The organism is Rhodovibrio salinarum DSM 9154, from assembly GCF_000515255.1.
Lineage (GTDB): Bacteria > Pseudomonadota > Alphaproteobacteria > Kiloniellales > Rhodovibrionaceae > Rhodovibrio > Rhodovibrio salinarum.
The window spans coordinates 2,203,150-2,221,059 of record NZ_KI911559.1 but is presented as its reverse complement, the minus strand read 5'-3'; the positions used below and the strand labels follow the sequence as shown (position 1 = coordinate 2,221,059).

14 protein-coding genes and 1 tRNA gene are annotated in these 17,910 nt (G+C 66.5%); 6 read left to right on the top strand and 9 right to left on the bottom strand.

The genetic code is table 11. From position 1 onward, the window contains the following. Window positions 1-333: 333 nt before the first annotated feature. From RHOSA_RS24250 to RHOSA_RS21820, 4 genes are all read right to left on the bottom strand, one after another. Window positions 334-2,352 (bottom strand): DUF6538 domain-containing protein, encoded by a 2,019-nt coding sequence (locus RHOSA_RS24250; protein ID WP_156092674.1) that lies wholly within the window; start codon window positions 2,350-2,352, stop codon window positions 334-336. A gap of 183 nt (window positions 2,353-2,535) precedes the next feature. Further along, window positions 2,536-2,610 (bottom strand) — tRNA-Gln (locus RHOSA_RS0110300). Window positions 2,611-2,710: 100 nt separating this feature from the next. Then, window positions 2,711-3,610: a 4-(cytidine 5'-diphospho)-2-C-methyl-D-erythritol kinase gene (locus RHOSA_RS0110295; protein WP_027288596.1), complete on the bottom strand. Its 900-nt coding sequence runs from the start codon at window positions 3,608-3,610 to the stop codon at window positions 2,711-2,713. Window positions 3,611-3,653: 43 nt separating this feature from the next. Further along, entirely contained in the window at window positions 3,654-5,417 is a 1,764-nt protein-coding gene (locus RHOSA_RS21820; protein ID WP_169816624.1) for a tetratricopeptide repeat protein, read from the bottom strand. Window positions 5,418-5,646: 229 nt separating this feature from the next. Between RHOSA_RS21820 and RHOSA_RS0110285 the strand changes: the two genes are divergently transcribed. The 5 genes from RHOSA_RS0110285 (at window position 5,647) to RHOSA_RS0110265 (ending at window position 10,072) form a co-directional block, all read left to right on the top strand. After that, complete coding sequence (locus tag RHOSA_RS0110285; protein WP_081728640.1) at window positions 5,647-6,666, top strand: uracil-DNA glycosylase; 1,020 nt, start codon at window positions 5,647-5,649, stop codon at window positions 6,664-6,666. A 214-nt stretch (window positions 6,667-6,880) separates the two neighbouring features. Next, entirely contained in the window at window positions 6,881-8,731 is a 1,851-nt protein-coding gene (locus tag RHOSA_RS0110280; protein ID WP_156092672.1) for a lytic transglycosylase domain-containing protein, read from the top strand. Next, complete coding sequence (gene moaB, locus RHOSA_RS0110275) at window positions 8,728-9,270, top strand: molybdenum cofactor biosynthesis protein B (protein WP_027288593.1); 543 nt, start codon at window positions 8,728-8,730, stop codon at window positions 9,268-9,270. Before RHOSA_RS0110280 ends, moaB begins: the two co-directional genes overlap by 4 nt. 38 nt (window positions 9,271-9,308) lie before the next feature. Then, complete coding sequence (locus tag RHOSA_RS0110270; protein WP_027288592.1) at window positions 9,309-9,539, top strand: hypothetical protein; 231 nt, start codon at window positions 9,309-9,311, stop codon at window positions 9,537-9,539. Window positions 9,540-9,604: 65 nt separating this feature from the next. Beyond that, complete coding sequence (locus RHOSA_RS0110265) at window positions 9,605-10,072, top strand: hypothetical protein (protein ID WP_051432032.1); 468 nt, start codon at window positions 9,605-9,607, stop codon at window positions 10,070-10,072. A 26-nt stretch (window positions 10,073-10,098) separates the two neighbouring features. On the opposite strand, the gene RHOSA_RS0110260 is transcribed toward RHOSA_RS0110265, so the two are convergent. Beyond that, window positions 10,099-11,403: a class I SAM-dependent RNA methyltransferase gene (locus RHOSA_RS0110260; protein ID WP_027288590.1), complete on the bottom strand. Its 1,305-nt coding sequence runs from the start codon at window positions 11,401-11,403 to the stop codon at window positions 10,099-10,101. A 332-nt stretch (window positions 11,404-11,735) separates the two neighbouring features. On the opposite strand from RHOSA_RS0110260, the gene sppA reads away from it, so the two are divergent. Further along, complete coding sequence (gene sppA, locus RHOSA_RS21815) at window positions 11,736-13,559, top strand: signal peptide peptidase SppA (protein WP_051432031.1); 1,824 nt, start codon at window positions 11,736-11,738, stop codon at window positions 13,557-13,559. 104 nt (window positions 13,560-13,663) lie between these two features. Here sppA and RHOSA_RS0110250 read toward each other — a convergent pair whose 3' ends face one another. From RHOSA_RS0110250 to RHOSA_RS0110235, 4 genes are all read right to left on the bottom strand, one after another. Continuing rightward, the gene (locus RHOSA_RS0110250) at window positions 13,664-14,416 is read right to left on the bottom strand and encodes a TlyA family RNA methyltransferase (protein ID WP_027288589.1); all 753 of its coding nucleotides are present in this window, start codon (window positions 14,414-14,416) and stop codon (window positions 13,664-13,666) included. A gap of 187 nt (window positions 14,417-14,603) precedes the next feature. Further along, a complete protein-coding gene (gene dxs / locus RHOSA_RS0110245; protein WP_027288588.1) occupies window positions 14,604-16,529 on the bottom strand; it encodes a 1-deoxy-D-xylulose-5-phosphate synthase in 1,926 nt (641 codons plus the stop codon). Between the two features lie 65 nt (window positions 16,530-16,594). Next, window positions 16,595-17,482: a polyprenyl synthetase family protein gene (locus tag RHOSA_RS0110240; RefSeq protein ID WP_027288587.1), complete on the bottom strand. Its 888-nt coding sequence runs from the start codon at window positions 17,480-17,482 to the stop codon at window positions 16,595-16,597. 15 nt (window positions 17,483-17,497) lie between these two features. Continuing rightward, window positions 17,498-17,794 carry an exodeoxyribonuclease VII small subunit gene (locus RHOSA_RS0110235; protein ID WP_027288586.1) on the bottom strand — a complete coding sequence of 99 codons (297 nt, stop codon included), beginning with the start codon at window positions 17,792-17,794 and terminating at the stop codon, window positions 17,498-17,500. Window positions 17,795-17,910 lie beyond the last annotated feature (116 nt).

Below are 17,910 nucleotides of genomic sequence, written 5' to 3'. Positions count from 1 at the left end.
GGTTCGATCAACGAACCCGGCTTCAATGCTCAGCCGGCAAGTTTGCCGGCTTTCCTTGGTATCGACTTCAGCGGCGGCCGTCCAGGCTTTAAGAGCGTGCTGGTGTTGCGGCCCAGCATCCTCAGCCAAACGCGCAAAACCGGCGCGTGGCTAATGCCCGAGGGCCTACGATCTCGCTTGGCCTGGGGGGTGACACAAGATTGCATTAAAAAACGCAGCAAGCGGCTGAAAAGGTCGCCGGATTGCAGTGGGTTACAGAGCGAAACAAAAGGTCGGATGGGAATCCATGTTACCCATCCAACCTTCTCGCCGCCGAGTAAATCACCTCAGAAGCTACGACATGACCTCGTCGGCAGGCATAGGCCCCGACGGCTGTGCCGTGTCCCGAAGCTTTACCACCGGGATACCATCCACGCGCTCAACCTCGATTCCATAGTCAATGAGGTTGATATATTCGGCCTTCCGGGTGATCGGATAGTCGCGCTTCCGATACTTGCCTTCCGTGATATCCTCGACGCGGTGACCCATCATACGCTTACGCGCGTTTGGTGGTACGTCGGCGTCTTCAAGCGTTTCCTGAAAATCACTCCGGAACGAGTGGTAATCGCGCTCCGGATCGTAAAGCCCTTCATCTTCGCGGTAGCGGGAAAAACGCTTGGTGAAAATCGAGCTGAAGCGCCCGTCATGTCCATGGTCCAACATCGGGAACAGCCAATGCGACTTCTCCCTTCGGCGTTGCTCGACCAACTCGAGGAACCCAGCCGCAATGAGAATAGGGTGAATAGGAACGACGCGCCGGGCCGCATCGGTCTTCGCATGCCCGCCGAGCCCCGGCCGGATCAGCATGACCGGAACCTGCTCTCGGACCTCAATGTCGTCAGGGCCCAGCTGCAGAAATTCCTCCATACGCGGCGCCTGATGAGGCCCGGCCAAGATCGCCCAGAACATCGGATCGCCAAAGTCTTTGTTTGGGTCAGTCATGATGCTGCTGGTCAGCAATGCTTGTAATTTATCCCTTCCCCAACACATACGGGCACCTTTCTTCTGATCCCGATTCCTCGCATCATCCCGGACCTGGCGCGGGATGTCGTCGATATCGATGTGGAGGGCTTGCGGCAGATAGCCTTCCTTGTGACACCACGTCAGAAAACTGTTGATCCTCGCACGGTGGTTGTGCAGCGACTGTTGCGCTTTGAGCCGCTCAGTCCGGGCTTCAAGATGAGCACGAGCGATCGTCTTGCGATCACCACCGTTATCCCGTGCACTCTGTACCGCCGCTTCGATGGCCGCCGTCTCTTCGGCGTTCGTCACAGCGACGAGCTCGCGCAACCGCAGAGTCTCTTTCGCGCTCTTTCCGTGGACCTTGGGCAGCTGGGAAATCAGAACAATCACGTCGACAACAGTAGAACGTGTGATATCAGAGATAAGCGCATCATCGAGTCCGTCCTGAAGCAAATCGATTGCGACCCGATAGTGGCGCTTCATATTCTTAGTCTGTTTAGCAAAGAACGCTTCTTTGATCTCGCTAATACGCGGACCGGTTGGGCTTGCGCCAACATTGGCCCCACGGCGCCTTGGGCGTCCAGGCGCGTACGGCGAGGTCGAACCCGACCTCGACGGTCGATCGCGCTTCAAAGTCAGGACGTTGTCGTCGTTCCTCGCTGATGTTCTTGCCGGCGCTGGCGCTGCCGGCTGGCTCGGCTGCGACGGTTCGCGCTGCGTCTGAAAGCTCGCGCCGTCCAGCGGTCCGGAAACGGGCGCACTGAGGTGTGGACCGTTCGCGGCCACGGCCGAGACACGCCCCTCCCTGCTGTAAATGCCCTGTTCGCGCGCTTCGTTGATCTCCGCCGCGTCCATCAGTCCCCGGGCGGCGCGCCGCTGCAAGACGGCCAGATCGGACTCCGTTGCGACGTCCTGGACGGCTTCGATGGCTGGTGCGAGCTGGTCTTCAAGGTCCGCGTAAACGTTGTACCGCAACGCCTGCTGCAGGCGGGCGCGCTGGCGCTGATGGTCGAGGACGGCCTGCTGGATGTCGGCCTCGGTGCGTGGGCCCGCGAGCTCGCGCTCGCGCTCGCAGCGATCGAGCTCGTCCTGCACCAGCTGGTTTACCAGCTGGTCGAATGTCTGGTCTGGCAGGGTCAGTCCGGTCGTCACGGCTCGCTCCAGGTCCTGGAAAGCGAGGTCGGTGATCACCCGGAGCCTTGCCGCCCGGGTCGCCGCCTCCCCGGCCATATGGGCTCGCAAAGAGACGCGGATCTCCGAGGTCGAAAAAAGTTGGCGCAGGTGTTTCGGGATCCGCCGGCGCCACCAGTAGACAGCTTGCCGGCGATAGACGTGAGCGTGTCTCGCCACGGCGTGGCTCCTCGCGCACACGAGGACCGGTTTGGCCGGGATTCCCAGCGCGGGTGGCACGTTCCGAGCGCACACCCCAGTGGCACAGCCGTGTGGCACAATCGCCGGGAATCGCGGAAAACCGCGGCCCTCGAGGGTTAACGCTTGGCGAGAAGCTTGGAATTTCAGGGGGTTACTCGGGCGTGGCTGGGGCGCCAGGATTCGAACCTGGGAATGCCGGTACCAAAAACCGGTGCCTTACCGCTTGGCTACGCCCCAGCAGGCGCGCGCGGACGATAGCGTCGTCGCGAGGCGCTTGCAACCTAGGGAATCGGGTCGGTGCCCGCGCGATTTGGCCCGTCGTCGCCTGCCTACCCGCTCAACCGATCAAACGGGCCGCGCGCAACCACCAGTCGGGGCGATCGGCGGCAAGTTGGGCGGCCGCCGCCTCGGCGCTGGCCGCCTCGGCAAAGAGGCCGAAGCAGGTCGCCCCACTGCCCGACATCCGCGCGATCAGACAGCCCGGCCGGGCGGCAAGCGCGGTCAGCACCGCATCGATTTCCGGACGCAGCCGGCGGGCCGGCGCTTCCAAATCATTGCCGTCGCGTGCCAGGTAATCGGCCAACGCGGCCGCGTCGCGCGGCGGCGCGTCCCAGCGTGCGACCGGACCCGAGACTTGCCCCTCAAGCGCCTTGAACACCGCGGCCGTCGACAGCTCCACCCCTGGATTGGCCAGCACCACGTGCGCCTCTGGCAGGTGCGGCGCCGGGCCCAACCGCTCTCCGATGCCAGAAACGAAGGCCGCATAGCCGTGCAAACAGACCGGCACATCCGCGCCCAACTGCAGGCCAATCTCCGCCAAGCGCGCCGGGCCGGGGTCGACGCCCCAGAGCTGGCACAGCGCATGCAACGTCGCCGCCGCATCGGCCGAACCACCGCCCAAACCACCGGCCACCGGCAACTGCTTATCCAGCAGAATCCGCGCCCTGGCTGGGCGGCCGGTCGCCGTCGCCAACGCCCGGGCGGCGCGGAGCACCAAGTTCTCGGTCGCAGGCTCGCCGGACGCCTGCCCCGCCCCCTGGGAGAGCGCCCCCGCGTAAGGGCCGACGATCTCCAGGCTCAGAGCGTCGCTGTCCCAGACGGTCACAAGGTCGCCCGCCTGCGCGAACGCGGTCAGGCCGTCCAGCTCGTGATAGCCGTCCGCGCGCTTACCGGTAACGCGCAAACTCAGGTTGACCTTGGCGCGGGCGTGGCGCTGAACGGCGGCGGACTCGGTCATGCGGGCAGGCTCGATACGCGTGTCGTAGGAGATGCTGGGCGGGCTAACCGTTGTCGCCGGCCTTCAAGCCGTTTTCCAGTTTAGCCTCGATGGTCGGCACCTGCTCGGCATCCGGCTCGAGGGTGAGCGCGCGCTGCCACTGGAACCGTGCCTCCTGCTTGCGGCCGACCTTCCAGTAGGCGTCGCCCAGATGATCGTTGATCGTAGGATCGGCCGGACGCAACTCGACCGCCCGCTCCAGCCTGTCCACGGCCTGATCGTACTTGCCCAAGCGGTAATAGACCCATCCCAGACTGTCGACGATGTAGCCATCTTCGGGCCGGAGCTCGACGGCCCGGCGCAGCATTTCCTGAGCGCGGTCCAGGTTCTGCTGCTGCTCGACCCAGGAGTACGCCAGATAGTTCATCACGTATGGCTGCTCGGGTTGCAGCTCCAGCGCTTGTTTGAAGTGGCGCTCCGCTGCCGCCCATTGGTCGGTGCGTTCAAGCGCGATGCCGCGGAAGTACAGCACCGTCCAGTGCCGGCTCTCCAACGTCGGAATCCGATCCAGCGCCCGGGCATACGCCTTATCCGCCTGCGCGAATTCCTCATCCGCGCGGTAGAGGTTGCCCAGCCGATACAGCGGTTCGAAGCGCTCGGGATGCGCCTCGGCCTGCGCTTCCAGGATGTCGATCGCCTGGTCCTTGCGGCCAAGCGCATTCAGCCCATCGGCCACGCGCAACTGGGCGATGTAATGGTAGGGCGAGTCCGTTGGGACCTGACGGTAGACCTCGACGGCCGCCTCCAGCCGGTTCTGCGCCGACAGCACCTCGCCCAGCAGGATATGGCCGATCGGGAAGTCCGGGCGCAGGCGCAATGCCATGCGGTCGTAAACCAGCGCGAGATCGCTTGCCCCCTCCTGGTTCAACAGCCCCGACAGGTTGAACAGCGCTTCGGCTGCCCCCTCGCGCGCATTGGCGATCAGCGGCGCCGGCGTTTCGCCTGCGTTCAGACGGTCGAGCGCGATCTCCATGACCGCACTATCCGGGTTGCGAGCCATATAGGCTTGATAGAGGGCACGCGCCGCGTCGAGATCGCCGTTTCGGGCATGGAAATTCCCAAGCAGCCACGCCAGGCGCAGCGACTGTGCGGCCCGTTCGGTACCGATCGCGTCAAACGCCCGCGCCGCGGCTTCGGTGTCGCCAGCCAAGTCGTTGATCAGCGCGATGTGGGCCTGGCGCAACGCACCAAACCCCTCGATCGGCTCCAGGGCTTTCAGGCGGTCCAACGCGGCCTGGGTATTGCCGCGCCCCACCTGCGCCCAGGCGGAGAGCATCGGGCGCACCAGCGCGGCCAGCCCCTGCGCCGGCAGCTTGCGCAACAACTCTTCGGCGTTCTCGTAGTTGCCTGCACGCAGCGCCTCCACCGTGACCAGCACGCGGGCCGGACCATGACTCGGGTTGCTCGCCAGCAAGCGCTCGGCCAGCGCGCGGGCACGGTCCATGTTCCCCTCGCCGGCCATTAGCATGAAGGTGTTATGCAGCAGACGGGGGTTGTCCGGATCGGCGTCCAGGGCCTGCGACATGAAGTCCGCCGCCGCGCCGAGGTCGCGCTGGCCATTGGCGTAGAGACCGGCGAGGTAGGACCCATAAGCCGTACCGTTTTCCGCCGCGGCGGCCTCGCCAACCGGCTGGGCCGTGGCGAACGGCTGTCCATTGCCCGCCTCGGTGATCGGACGCTGCGCCTGACTGGCACAGCTGGCGGTCAACAAGGCGGTCAGACTGACCGCGGCCAGACGGCCGGTTCGCTTCGCACTCGACTGGGTCAAAACGTCGATCTCCTGGGCCAACCCCGCCGGCTGAGTGACCGTAACGCGGGCGGCATTCGTGACTGATCTGCGCGGGCGGGTCGTGCACAGCCTCGGCGGGTGGCAGGCGCGCCACACCATATGCGATATGGCGTCGCGCGCGCCGGCAGTCTATCCCCAACGGCGCGAGGCGAACAACGCCAGCGCGGCACTGCACACACTCCCCATGGGTGCTATATCTGAAGGCGCCATGAGCCAACCCCCGCACGACGAGCCCCCTTCCCCAGACGGCGATGTGCCGCACGCGGCGGCACGCGCGGCGCTTGACTGGTTGATCACGGCTGGCGCGGATGAGGCGATCCTGGACACGCCGGTCGACCGCTACGCCGCCGCGCGGGAGGCCAAAGCCGCGCGCGCCGCCGCCCGGCAGCAGCAAGCCGCCACGGGAACGTCCTCCACACCTTCCCCGTCGACTGCGCCGCCCAGCCAACAACCGTCGGCGACGTCGAAACCGGCGACCGAACCACGCCAGCCAGCCGGTCAGCCGGCGGCAGCTCCCGCCCAGCAGCCCGGGACGGCGGGGCGGAAGCGTGGCGAGATGCCGCCGGTCTGGCGGCCCAAGGGCGGCGAACTGAAAACCGCCGAACAGACGCTGGCAACCGCCCGCGACCTGGCCGCCCAGGCGACCACGCTCGAGGCATTGCGCGACGCGTTGGCCGAGTACGATGGATGCGCGCTGAAGCAAACCGCAACCAATCTGGTGTTCGCCGACGGCAACCCGGAAGCGCGGGTGATGATCGTGGGCGAAGCTCCAGGCGCGGACGAGGACCGTCAAGGCAAGCCGTTTGTTGGGGTCTCCGGTCAACTGCTGGACCGGATGCTGTCCTGGATCGGCTTTTCCCGGGCGGACAACGTCTACATCTCCAACGTCCTGTTCTGGCGCCCGCCCGGCAATCGGACGCCGACCCCGGCGGAGGTCGCGGCCTGCCTTCCGTTCGTGGAACGGCACATCGCCCTCAAGCAGCCGGACTACCTGATCCTGTCCGGCGGCAGCTCGGCCAAGACACTGCTCAGCAAGACGGAGGGCGTTCTGAAGCTGCGCGGACGGTGGTTCAGTTACCAGAACCCGGAAATGGGGACCCCGGTGCCCGCGCTGGTGACCCTGCACCCGGCCTACCTGCTGCGCCAACCCGCCGCCAAGCGTCAGGCCTGGCGGGATCTGCTGTCGTTCAAGACCGCATTTGACGCGGGCACGGATCCGACAGTGTAGGCCGTGCGGGGCGCACGTTTTCATTCTAGCCCCGCGACAGCCCCGATCACTGGCCGTAGCTCCCCCCACAGCGGCGCAATCGCATGAAAACCGGTTAGAAACACGGTCTTGTGCTTACGCTTTAACTTTTTCCTAAAAGCCTGCGGTCTTTTCTGATTCATTCCGGGTTCGGTGGGATCCGGACGACTCCGGACACAAGACGCGGGGGATTGGCTTGGCGACCGGTATCGGAGTGCGGATCAAACGGCAGGTATGGGCAGCAGCCGGATTGGCGGTTGCGATCACGCTACAGATCGGACCGGCGCAAGCGGGCGAACGCGTCCAGACCGCCGCCTTGCCACAAATCGCGCCAGAGGCGCCAAGCACAACGCTCGCCTTGCCACGGGTGCTCAGCGCCCACGACGTTGCCCTCTATCAACGCATCTTCGCCGCTGGCGAACCGGGTAACTGGGATACGGCCGACCGACTGATCGCGCAGCTGGACGATGACGTACTGCTCGGTCACGTCCTCGCGCAGCGCTACCTGCATCCCAGCGACTACTGGACTCCGTTCGCCGAATCCCGGGCCTGGATGGCGCACTACGCCGATCATCCGCAGGCGCGCAAAATCTACAAGCTGGCCATCGCCCGCCGACCGGCCGGCGGCGGGTCCGTGCAAGTACCGCGCTACAGCGTGGCAGATCTATCGGGGGTCGGCAGCAGCGGCTGGGTCCGGCAAGGCTATACCTCGCCACGGGCACGCGACGCCGGCGAGCGACGTGCCGTCCGCCGCGTCCTGGCGCAGGTACGCCGGAACGTCATGCGCACCCGCCTGTCGATCACCGAGGCGTACCTGGAGCGGGAGGACATCCGCGACCTGCTCGACACTGTCGAACGCGATGCCGCCCTGACCCAGATCGCCGCCGCTTGGCTGTATTATGGCCGAAGCGATAAGGCCGCTGGCCTCGTTCTTCCGGCTGCGCGCCGGTCGGGCGCCGACGTACCGCAGGCTCACTGGATCGCCGGCCTGGCGGCCTGGCGCCAGGGCGATCTGGAGGCAGCCGCCCACAACTTCCGCCGTTTGGCCAACAATGCGGCCACACGGCCAGAAAAGCGGGCCGCCGGCGCCTACTGGGCCGCTCGGGCGCTGCTGCGCCTACACCAGCCAGCAGAGGTGAGCACCTGGCTACGCCGGGCCGCGGCGCAGCCACGCACCTTCTACGGCCTGATCGCGCACGCGGCCCTGGGAATCGCGCCGCGTCTGGAGTTCGACGCGCCGGGCGCCGCCGCCGCCACGGTGCGCAGGGTGGTCCAGCGTCCCGCAGTGCGCCGGGCGATCGCGCTGATGCAAGTCGGCCAGCGCGAATTGGCGCGCCGGGAGCTTCTGGGCGTCGACGGCTGGGCGGACCCCAACACCGCCGCCGCCCTGTTGACGATCGCCGAACGTGGCGGATTGCCGGCAATGGCGCTCAGGCTCGGCACCCGGCTGGCACGCGATCCGGACAACGGCTGGCCGTCGGCGACCGTCAACGCCGCGCTGTACCCGATCCCGCCGTGGCAGCCAGCGACCGGCTTTCGGATCGACCGGGCGCTGCTCTACGCCTTCATGCGCCAGGAAAGCGCCTTCGACCCAGATGCACGCTCCGGCGCCGGCGCACGCGGGCTGCTGCAATTGATGCCAACGACCGCCACCTATATCGCGCGTCGGGAGAACTTCCGCTACCGCGGCCAGGGCGAACTCAATCAGCCGGGACTGAACCTGGACCTGGCGCAGCGTTACATCGGCTATCTCAGCGACTACGACTTCATCGCCGATAACCTGTTCGCGATCACGGTTGCCTACAACGGTGGCCCCGGCAACCTGCTGAAGTGGCAAAAGCGGACCGATACGCAGGACCCGCTGATGTTCATCGAGACCCTGCCGTCGCGCGAAACACGCCAGTTCGTCGAACGGGTGCTGACCAACTTCTGGATCTACCGTCACCGGCTGGGCCAGGAGATTCCGTCGCTGCAGGCCATTGCCGCGGGCGACTGGCCACGCTACGAGTCCCGGGACCCGTCGTCAGCCGAGGTCGCGCAAAAATGAGTGGTATCGACGAAAGCAAACCCTTCCTGGCCGTGAACATCGCGGTCCTGACCGTCTCAGACAGCCGGACGGCGGGCGATGACCGCTCCGGGGATACGCTGCAACGTCTGATCGAGGACAGCGGCCACCAGGTCGCCGAGCGCCGGATCGTCAAGGACGAGACTGCCGCGATCACCAAGGCGCTGCTTGCCTGGATCGATGATCCGCGGATCGACTGCGTGATCTCCACTGGGGGAACCGGAGTCACCGGCCGCGACGTCACGCCCGAAGCGTTCAGGAGCGTGTTCGACAAGGAGATCGAGGGGTTCGGTGAACTGTTCCGCTGGATTTCCTTTCAGAAGGTCGGCACCTCGACGATCCAGTCGCGCGCGCTTGGCGGCGTCGCGGGACGCACTTACCTGTTCGCTCTGCCTGGCTCGACCGGTGCGTGCAAGGATGCCTGGAACGACATCCTGCGCTATCAGCTCGACAGCCGGCACGGCCCCTGCAACTTCGTCGAACTGATGCCCCGTCTGCAGGAGCATCTCAAGACGGGCTGATGCGAGAGCCGAGCGATCCGCCGCAACCAGGAGGCGCCATGGCGCTCTCCGCCAGCTTCGTGTTCTATACCAGCCTTCTGTTGTCCATGGTGACGGTCAAGCTGGCCCGCGAGGATCCCGTGTTCCTGCTGTTCACGGTAGGGTTGCTCTGGATTGCCTATCGCAATCTCCGCATCCCCGGCTGGCCAGCTTCGGGAGAACTTTCGGCCGCGTCGATCGTCGTGATTCTCTTACTCTCCAGCCTGCCCGGCGCGCTTGGCCTCTATTAAAAGGCAAGGTTCGCACCAGGGGTCGCCCATGGGAAGGTCCGCCGACACGGGTGGCGTTCCCTCGGATGAACCGATCGACCAAACTGGGCTCCAAACCGGCATTCAAGCGGCTCTACTCAGCCATCAAGCAGGAACGCATCGCGATGTTCGGCTTCTTCGGGACTTCCTTTGGTCGCACGAGCGAATTGCAGACCTTGGACCAAGCCCTCAAAGACGTCGGTCTCCCCAAGCGGGCCCTACCGGATGCGGTGAAGTACGCCACTCTCCGGCAAATCAAAGCCGAGATGCCGGGCGGCAAGATTCCGCCAGCGGCCTATGCTGACGCGGCGGAACTGCTCGGCTACTGCGCGCTGGGCCGAGATGGCTTCCTGGATGCCACCGATCCCGCCCGCACGCAGGCCGTGGAAGCACGCATGGAAACCGCATTGGCCATGACCGATAGCCTGGACGCCCGGCTAATCCTGCTCACCCTGCATGCTGACGTGATCCAGGCCAGCGTGGTGCACACCTTCGATCTGTCGGTCGAGGAGTAGGTCCGTCAGTCCGCCCCAACCAAGCCTCAATCCCGCGTGAACAGCGCCGCGAGTTCCACGTGGCCAGACCAGGGAAACTGGTCAATCGGGCGGACCTCGTGCAACGTGAAGCCGCCATCGACCAGGATACGGGCGTCACGGCCGAAGGTGTTGGGGTTGCATGACAGCGCGACCACCGTCTCGACGTCGCTGTCCGCCAGTTCCTGGGTCAGTTCCTTCGCCCCGGCGCGCGGCGGATCGAACACCACCGCCTCGAACGCCACCAGATCGTCGGCGGGCGGCGGATCGCTCGCCAAATCGCGGACCTCGGCGGTCACGCGGCCCTGCAGATCGTGCTTGCGCGCCGCCTGCCAGAGGGAGGCGATCGCCGTTTCCGCGCCCTCGATCGCGTGCACCTTGGCGTGCTTGGCAAGCCGGAAGGAAAAGGTGCCGATCCCCGCGTAGAAATCTCCGATGGGACCCTGCATGCCATCGAGCCAGCCGGTCACCGCATCGGCCAGCGCCTGCTCCCCTTCGGCTGTCGGCTGTAGGAAAGCGCCCGGCACGGGCTCCACACGCACCCCGGCGAACTCCGTCACCACCGGCCGGCGGATCGCCAGAGGTTCGGGCTCTTCGTCGCGTGCGCCCGCCGGCTGCCAGCAGACGCGCGCCAGATCGTGATCCTCCGCGACCGCTGCCAATCCCTGACGCGCCTGCAAATTCGGCGCCTGGCGGGAGGTGATCAGCACGTCGATCCCACTGTCGCTCTCCAGCAACGCGACGTCAGCGATCTCTTTGCCGGTCAGTAGCGGCTGCAGCGCACGTCGCAGGTCCGGCAGCAGCGCGACCAGCGCAGGCCGCAACACCCGACAACTCTCGATGCTTTCGACGACGTGGCTCTCCCGACTGTGGAAGCCGAGCTGCACGGTGCCGGCGGCCAGTTTGGCGGCCAAGGTGGCGCGCCGGCGTGTCTGCTCTGGCACGACCGTGAGATCCCGCACCGGTGGCGCCTCGAAGCCCCGACGCTGCAGTGCCTGTACCACCTGCCCGTGCTTCCAGGCGCGATAAGGGACATCGGCCAGATGCTGCACCGTGCAGCCGCCACACGGGCCGTAATGCGGGCAAGCCGGTTCGACCCGATCGCGCGATTCGCTCAGCAGCTCCAAAAGCTCGCCCTTGTAGCCCCCCGCCTTTTCGCCGGTCAGGCGAACCTGCACCTGCTCGCCCGGCAGGGTGAACGGCACGAACACCGGCCGGCCGTCGATCTCGCCGACACCGTCACCGCGGCCGCCAAGCTGGCGGATTTCCAGGTCGACCTGCCTGCCACCGCCCTTGCGCGCCCTACGCCGCATGATCCCGTCTCCTGTGGTGCCTCGATATGCTGCACATTGAGCCAGCTGACCCATGTCGGCGCCCCTCACCTCCGAAAGAAGAATGAGGCATGCACGCCCTGCCCGTTCCTTGGCGTTGCGGCGGCTCCCCTCTCCGCCTATAGGGGTAGAGGGACAGGTGAGGTGGTCTTGACCGATGCATGACTGCACCGCCGGCAACGGCGCGCGATCCTAACGGGCACGCACGCACGTGCAAGCACCGCCCTCTTGGCCCAGCGTCCGGATGTCACCATTCTCCGGAATCAAACTTTCAAGCGATCCCACATCCTCGGCGAGTCAAAGGTCCCCCTTCCATGCGTTTGATTCTGTTCATCGGTAAGTGTCTGGTCGGCCTTCTGGCGTCGATCGGCCTGCTCGTTGTCGCTTGCGGCTTGCTGCTCGGCTACGGCTGGCAGGAGGTGCGCGACTGGCGCACCGCCGAGACGTCGGTTCCGGAGCAGACCGTGCTTGTTCTCGACCTCACCAATGGGGTTATCGAGCGCATGCCGAGCAATCCGCTGGCCGGCGCAACCGATGGCGGCGTGCCAATCCACCAGGCCATCGGCGCGTTGGAGCGCGCCGCCGGCGACGATCGGGTCAAAGCCCTCGCCGTACGGGTCGGCCGTGGAGCCCTTTCCATGGGCCACGCGCAGGAGCTGCGCACCGCCCTGGAAGACTTCCGCGCCAGTGGCAAGCCTGCCTGGGCGTTCGCCGAAACGCTGAGCGGTGGCGGCATGGGCGGCGGCACGCTGCAAAGCTACCTCGCCAGCGCCTTCGACCAGGTGTGGCTGCAGCCGTCGGGCGACATCGATGTCTCCGGTTTCCTATTGGAGAGCCCTTACTTCGGCCAGATGCTGCGGAGCCTCGATGTCGAGCCGCGCCTGGACCAACGACGGGAGTACAAGGGGATCAAGGATCGCTTTGTCGAGATGCAGATCCCCGAGCCCCAACGCGAGAATCAGCAGCAGTTGCTGAACTCCTGGATGGACCAAGTGGTCGCCGGCATCGCCGAAGGCCGCGGACTCGACCCGCAGCAGGTGCGCCAACTGGTTGCCGAAGGCCAGTTCTCCGCCGAACGGGCGCTGGAAGCGGGCCTGGTCGATGAACTGGGCTATCAGGATCAGATGAGCCGCGCGCTGCGCCAGGCGGCCGGGGCACAAGCCGACGACCTGAAGGCGATGGTCGGACTGCTGGCTTACGGCGCACAGATGCAACGCCAGGAAGACCTGCCGAACGATACCCCGCAGATCGCCGTCGTGACCGGAGAAGGCGCGGTCACGCTCGGCTCCAGTCAGGGCAACGGGCTGTTCGGCGGCGTCCAAATGGGCAGCGACACGATCGCCCCCGCCCTGCTGGAGGCTGCGCGCGACGACAAGATCGACGCGATCGTGCTCCGGGTCGACAGCCCGGGCGGCAGCTACGTCGCCTCCGATACCATCTGGCACGCGGTCCGCCAGGCGCGGGACATGGGGACGCCGGTCGTGGTTTCGATGGCCAATATCGCGGCCTCCGGCGGCTATTTCGTCGCTGCGCCGGCGGACCGGATCTATGCCCAACCGGGCACGATTACCGGTTCGATCGGGGTCGGCTCCGGCAAGTTCGTCACCAGCGGTCTGTTTAGGAACCTGGGGATCAACTTCGACGGCGTTCAGGCCGGCCAGAACGCCGACTTCTGGAGCTCCCAGCACGACTTTACGGAGGCGCAGTGGCAGAAGCTACAGAGCTTCCTCGATCAGACCTACGCCGACTTCAAGCAGAAGGTCGGCTCGGGCCGCGATCTTTCTCCCGAGCAGGTCGAACAGGTTGCCCAAGGGCAGATTTGGTCCGGCGCGGACGCGCACGACCGGGGCTTGGTCGACCAGTTGGGCGGGCTCAAGGCCGCGATCGCCGGCGCCAAGGAATTGGCTGAGATTCCCGCGGACCAGCCGGTGCGCGTGGTCAACCGCCCGCAGCGCCCCGATCCGCTGCGCCAGCTGATCGAGGGCGCTCTACGCGGGCGGGTCGAGAGCCCGGCCGCCGAAGCGCTCGGCCAGATCGCCAGTAGCCTCAAGCCGCTCGTGGACCTGGTTGCCGTGCTAGAAGGTCGCCAAGCCGAACAGCGGCTGGAGAGTCCGGTGAAGATAGAAGACGTGCGCTAGACAGCGGGCGAACAACGCGGTCGGGCGCTGGCCAATTAGCCATCAGGCGTCCTTCGACACATCCAACGGGCCGTGTCGAAGGACGTCTCCGACCGTCTAACCGATCATTCCTCCGGCTTCTCCGCCACGATCAGGAACTCCGTGTTCCCTTCCGGCCCCTGCACCGGGCTCTCGCGCAGGCTCAACACGGTCCAGCCCATCGTCTCGCTCAACCAGGTACGGATGCGCTGACAGACCTCCTGGTGCAGAGCGGGATCGCGGACCACGCCACCGCGCCCGACACGATCCTTGCCGACCTCGAACTGCGGTTTGATCAGCGCGGCCAACCTGGCCCCCGGACGGGCGCGCCCGAGCGCGGCCGGCAACACGACCTCCAGCCCGATAAATGAGGCATCGCAGACCACCAGGTCGACCGCTTCCGGTACCTGCTCGGCGGTCAGATAACGGGCGTTGGTGCGCTCCAGCACAACCACGCGCTCATCCTGACGCAGTTTCCAGGCGAGCTGTCCGTGGCCGACGTCGACCGCGTAGACACGTGCCGCCCCGTGCTGCAGCAGCACGTCGGTAAAGCCCCCCGTAGAGGCACCGACGTCGAGCGCGACCGCGTCTGTGGGATCGATCTCGCCGCACGCCACCAAAGGGGCCAGCTTCAGCCCACCACGCGAGACCCAGGGGTGATCCTGTCCCTTGACCGCCAGCGGCGCGTCGGCCGGCAGCGCGGTGCCTGGCTTGTCGATCCGCTTGGTATCGGAGACCACCTGCCCCGCCATCACCAACGCCTGCGCCCGCGCCCGGCTGTCAGCCAACCCACGCTCGACGAGCAGTTGATCGACCCGGCGTTTCTTGGCGGCGGTCATGGCAAGGAGCCGGGGGGACACCCGGTCAAACGTGCTTCGATGCGCCCATCCCGCACTGCTCTCAGGATAGGGAACGCGGGATGAGCTCGAAGAGATAAGGCGCTCATTTTCACTAATCGCGACGTCATGCCGACCCGGCACACAAGCGCCGCGCCGACGTGCCTTCGCACAGCAATTGCCGACCGCTTCAGGCCCGCAAGGATCCCGTGTCCACACTCTCATAGCCCAGCGCCTCCAGCGCCCGGGCGACCATGTGGCGGGCGTTGAGCCCGGCGGCCTCGTACTGCTGCTCCGGCTTGTCGTGGTCGATGAAGCGATCCGGCAGGGTCATCGGCCGGATCTTCAGGCCGTGGTCGAGCAGCCCCTCCTCCGCCAGGAGCGTCAGCACCTGCGTCGCGAAGCCGCCGATCGCGCCCTCCTCGACCGTCAGCAGCACCTCGTGCTCCTTGGCCAGACGCCGCACCAGATCGCGGTCCAGCGGCTTGGCGAACCGCGCGTCCGCCACCGTCGTCGACAGCCCGCGCGCCGCCAGCTCGTCCGCCGCCCGATAGGCCTCGCCCAGCCGGCCACCGTAGGACAGGATCGCCACCTTGCTGCCCTCGCGCACGATCCGGCCCTTGCCGATCTCCAGCAACTCGCCGCGCGTCGGCATCTCAACGCCCAGCCCCTCGCCGCGCGGATAGCGCACCGCGATCGGGCCGTCATCATAAGCCGCCGCCGTGGCGACCATGTGCATCAGCTCCGCCTCGTCACCCGCGGCCATCAGCGTGAAGTTCGGCAGCGTGCCCAGATAGGTGACGTCGTAGCTGCCCTGGTGGGTGACGCCGTCGGCGCCGACCATGCCCGCCCGGTCGATCGCGAAGCGCACCGGCAGGTTCTGGATCGCCACGTCGTGCACCACCTGGTCGTAGGCGCGCTGCAGAAAGGTCGAGTAGATCGCCGCGAACGGCTTCATGCCCTCGCACGCCAGCCCGGCGCAGAAGGTCACCGCGTGCTGCTCGGCGATGCCGACGTCGAACATCCGGTCCGGGAACTTCTGGGCGAACTTGTCCAGCCCGGTGCCTCCCGGCATTGCCGCGGTCACCGCCATCACCCGCGCGTCCGCCTCGGCCTCCTGGATCAGCGCCTGCGCAAAGGTGCCGGTGTAGCTCGGTGCCTGCGGCGTCGGCTTCGCCTGCTTGCCGGTGACCACATCGAACTTGGCCACCCCGTGGTACTTGTCCGCCGCCCCTTCCGCCGGCTCGTACCCCTTGCCCTTCTGCGTCACACAGTGAATCAGGATCGGGCCGCCGCTCTCGGTATCCCGGACGTTGCGCAGGACCGGCAGCAGGTGGTCGAGGTTGTGACCGTCGATCGGGCCGACGTAGTAGAAGCCCATCTCCTCGAACAGCGTGCCCCCGGTGAACAGGCCGCGGGTGTACTCCTCCGCCCGCCGCGCGGCCTCGCGCACCGGACGTGGGAACTGGTGGCTCAGATCGCGCATCGCCCCGCGCACCGAACGGTAAGAGCGCGAGGACAGGATCCGCGACAGATAGGCGCTCATCGCCCCCACCGGCGGCGCGATCGACATGTCGTTGTCGTTCAGGATCACGATCAGCCGGCTGTTCATGGCCCCAGCGTTGTTCATCGCCTCGTAGGCCATGCCGGCGCTCATCGCCCCGTCGCCGATCACCGAGACGACGTGGTTATCCCGACCCTGCCGATCACGCGCCACCGCGTAGCCAAGGCCCGCGGAGATCGAGGTGGAGGAGTGCGCCGCCCCGAACGGGTCGTAGATGCTTTCCGCCCGGCTGGTGAACCCGGATAGCCCCTCGCCCTGGCGCAGCGTAGTCATCTTCTCCCGCCGACCGGTCAGGATCTTGTGCGGGTAGCACTGGTGAGAGACATCCCAGATTAGCTTGTCGTCCGGCGTCTCGAAGACGTAGTGGATCGCCGTCGTCAGCTCGACCACGCCCAAACCAGCGCCCAGGTGGCCGCCGGTCTGCGACACCTTGTCGATCATATCCAGCCGCAGTTCATCGGCCACTTGGTGCAGCTGCCCTTCGTGCAGGCGGCGCAGGTCCGCAGGATCCCGGAGGGTGTCGAGCAGCGGGGTTTTGGTGTCGTTACGCAAACAGTTCTCCCTCGCGAACGTCGCTCTCAGGGCGGAGGATTGGGCCCTGGCCCTGGGACCTAAGGCTAGGAAGGGCGGTTGACCACAAATTGCGCGGTATGACGTAGCAGATCGGCCTTGTCGCCGAACCGATCCAAATGGCCGCAGGCGGAATCGACCAGTTCCTCAGCACGGATGCGGGCGCGCTTCTGCCCCATCAGACCGACAAAGGTCGCCTTGCCGGCCTCGGCATCCCGGCCGGTCGGCTTGCCGGCCTGCTCCGAGGACGCCTCGACGTCCAGCAGGTCATCGGCGATCTGGAAAGCAAGCCCGAGGTCACGCGCGTATGCACGCAGCGCCGTCCGGGACTCGGTGTCCGCACCGCCCAGGATCGCGCCCGCCTCGCAGGCGAACTCGATCAACGCGCCGGTCTTCATCCGCTGCAACTCGGTAATGCCGTCGAGGTCCAGCTCGGCACGTTCGTGCGACATGTCGACCTGCTGGCCGCCGACCATGCCACGCGCGCCCGCCGCCTCGGCCAGGCCACGGGTCAGTTCGCCGCGGATCAGGGGGTCCTTGTGCGTGGCCGGCTCGCTCAGGATCGCGAAGGCTTCCGTCAACAAGCCGTCACCGGCCAGAATCGCGGTCGCTTCATCGAACTTGCGATGCACCGTCGGCTGACCGCGGCGTAGATCGCTATCGTCCATCGCCGGGAGATCGTCATGCACCAGGGAATAGCAGTGGATCATCTCGACCGCCGCGGCAACGCGCAGCGCGCGCGGGTCGCGCACGTCGAACAGCCGGGCGGACGCCACGGTCAGGAAGGGTCGCAGACGTTTGCCGCCAGCCAGACAGGCGTAGCGCATCGCCTCGACGACCCGACCACGCGGGCCGCCGATCTGCGGCAACAGCTCATCCAGCTGCCGGGTGACTGCTGCGGCGGTGCTCTTGAGGGCTTCGGATAGATCGGTCACGGCTGACCCGCGTGCCTATTGGACGTCAAGCGGCTCGGTCGACACCTGGCCGCCGCTGCCGTCGCCTTGAGCGCCGGAGACCCGGATCTTTTCGATCTTGGCCTCGGCTTCCTTCAGCTTCTGCTCGCAATGGCGCTTCAGATGCGCGCCGCGCTCGTAGGCTTGAATCGCCTCGTCGAGCTTGCCCTCGCCCTTCTCCAGACGCTCGACGATCTGCTTCAGCTCGGCGAGCGCGTCCTCGAAGCTCATCTGCTGGATGTCGGAGGGCGCCGCCTGTTCGGCGCTGCCGGATTGCTTGGATTGATCCGCCATGACGTACGTTCGTGGCTCTCGCTGGCTTGGTCGGCTGGTGGCTAAGACAGGCGCCGGGCGCAGCCGGTTACCCGGCACCGCCGCGCCCCTCGAAACGCGGGCGGACTGTAGACCCA

Bases quoted from the DNA above. Each gene is read 5' to 3' on its own strand.
- RHOSA_RS0110265 (WP_051432032.1), top strand. From the start codon at position 9,605: ATGAACCGATCGACCAAACTGGGCTCCAAACCGGCATTCAAGCGGCTC.
- moaB (WP_027288593.1), top strand. From the start codon at position 8,728: ATGAGTGGTATCGACGAAAGCAAACCCTTCCTGGCCGTGAACATCGCG.
- sppA (WP_051432031.1), top strand. From the start codon at position 11,736: ATGCGTTTGATTCTGTTCATCGGTAAGTGTCTGGTCGGCCTTCTGGCG.
- RHOSA_RS0110295 (WP_027288596.1), bottom strand. From the start codon at position 3,610: ATGACCGAGTCCGCCGCCGTTCAGCGCCACGCCCGCGCCAAGGTCAAC.
- RHOSA_RS0110270 (WP_027288592.1), top strand. From the start codon at position 9,309: ATGGCGCTCTCCGCCAGCTTCGTGTTCTATACCAGCCTTCTGTTGTCC.
- RHOSA_RS0110260 (WP_027288590.1), bottom strand. From the start codon at position 11,403: ATGCGGCGTAGGGCGCGCAAGGGCGGTGGCAGGCAGGTCGACCTGGAA.
- RHOSA_RS0110285 (WP_081728640.1), top strand. From the start codon at position 5,647: ATGAGCCAACCCCCGCACGACGAGCCCCCTTCCCCAGACGGCGATGTG.
- RHOSA_RS0110235 (WP_027288586.1), bottom strand. From the start codon at position 17,794: ATGGCGGATCAATCCAAGCAATCCGGCAGCGCCGAACAGGCGGCGCCC.
- RHOSA_RS0110250 (WP_027288589.1), bottom strand. From the start codon at position 14,416: ATGACCGCCGCCAAGAAACGCCGGGTCGATCAACTGCTCGTCGAGCGT.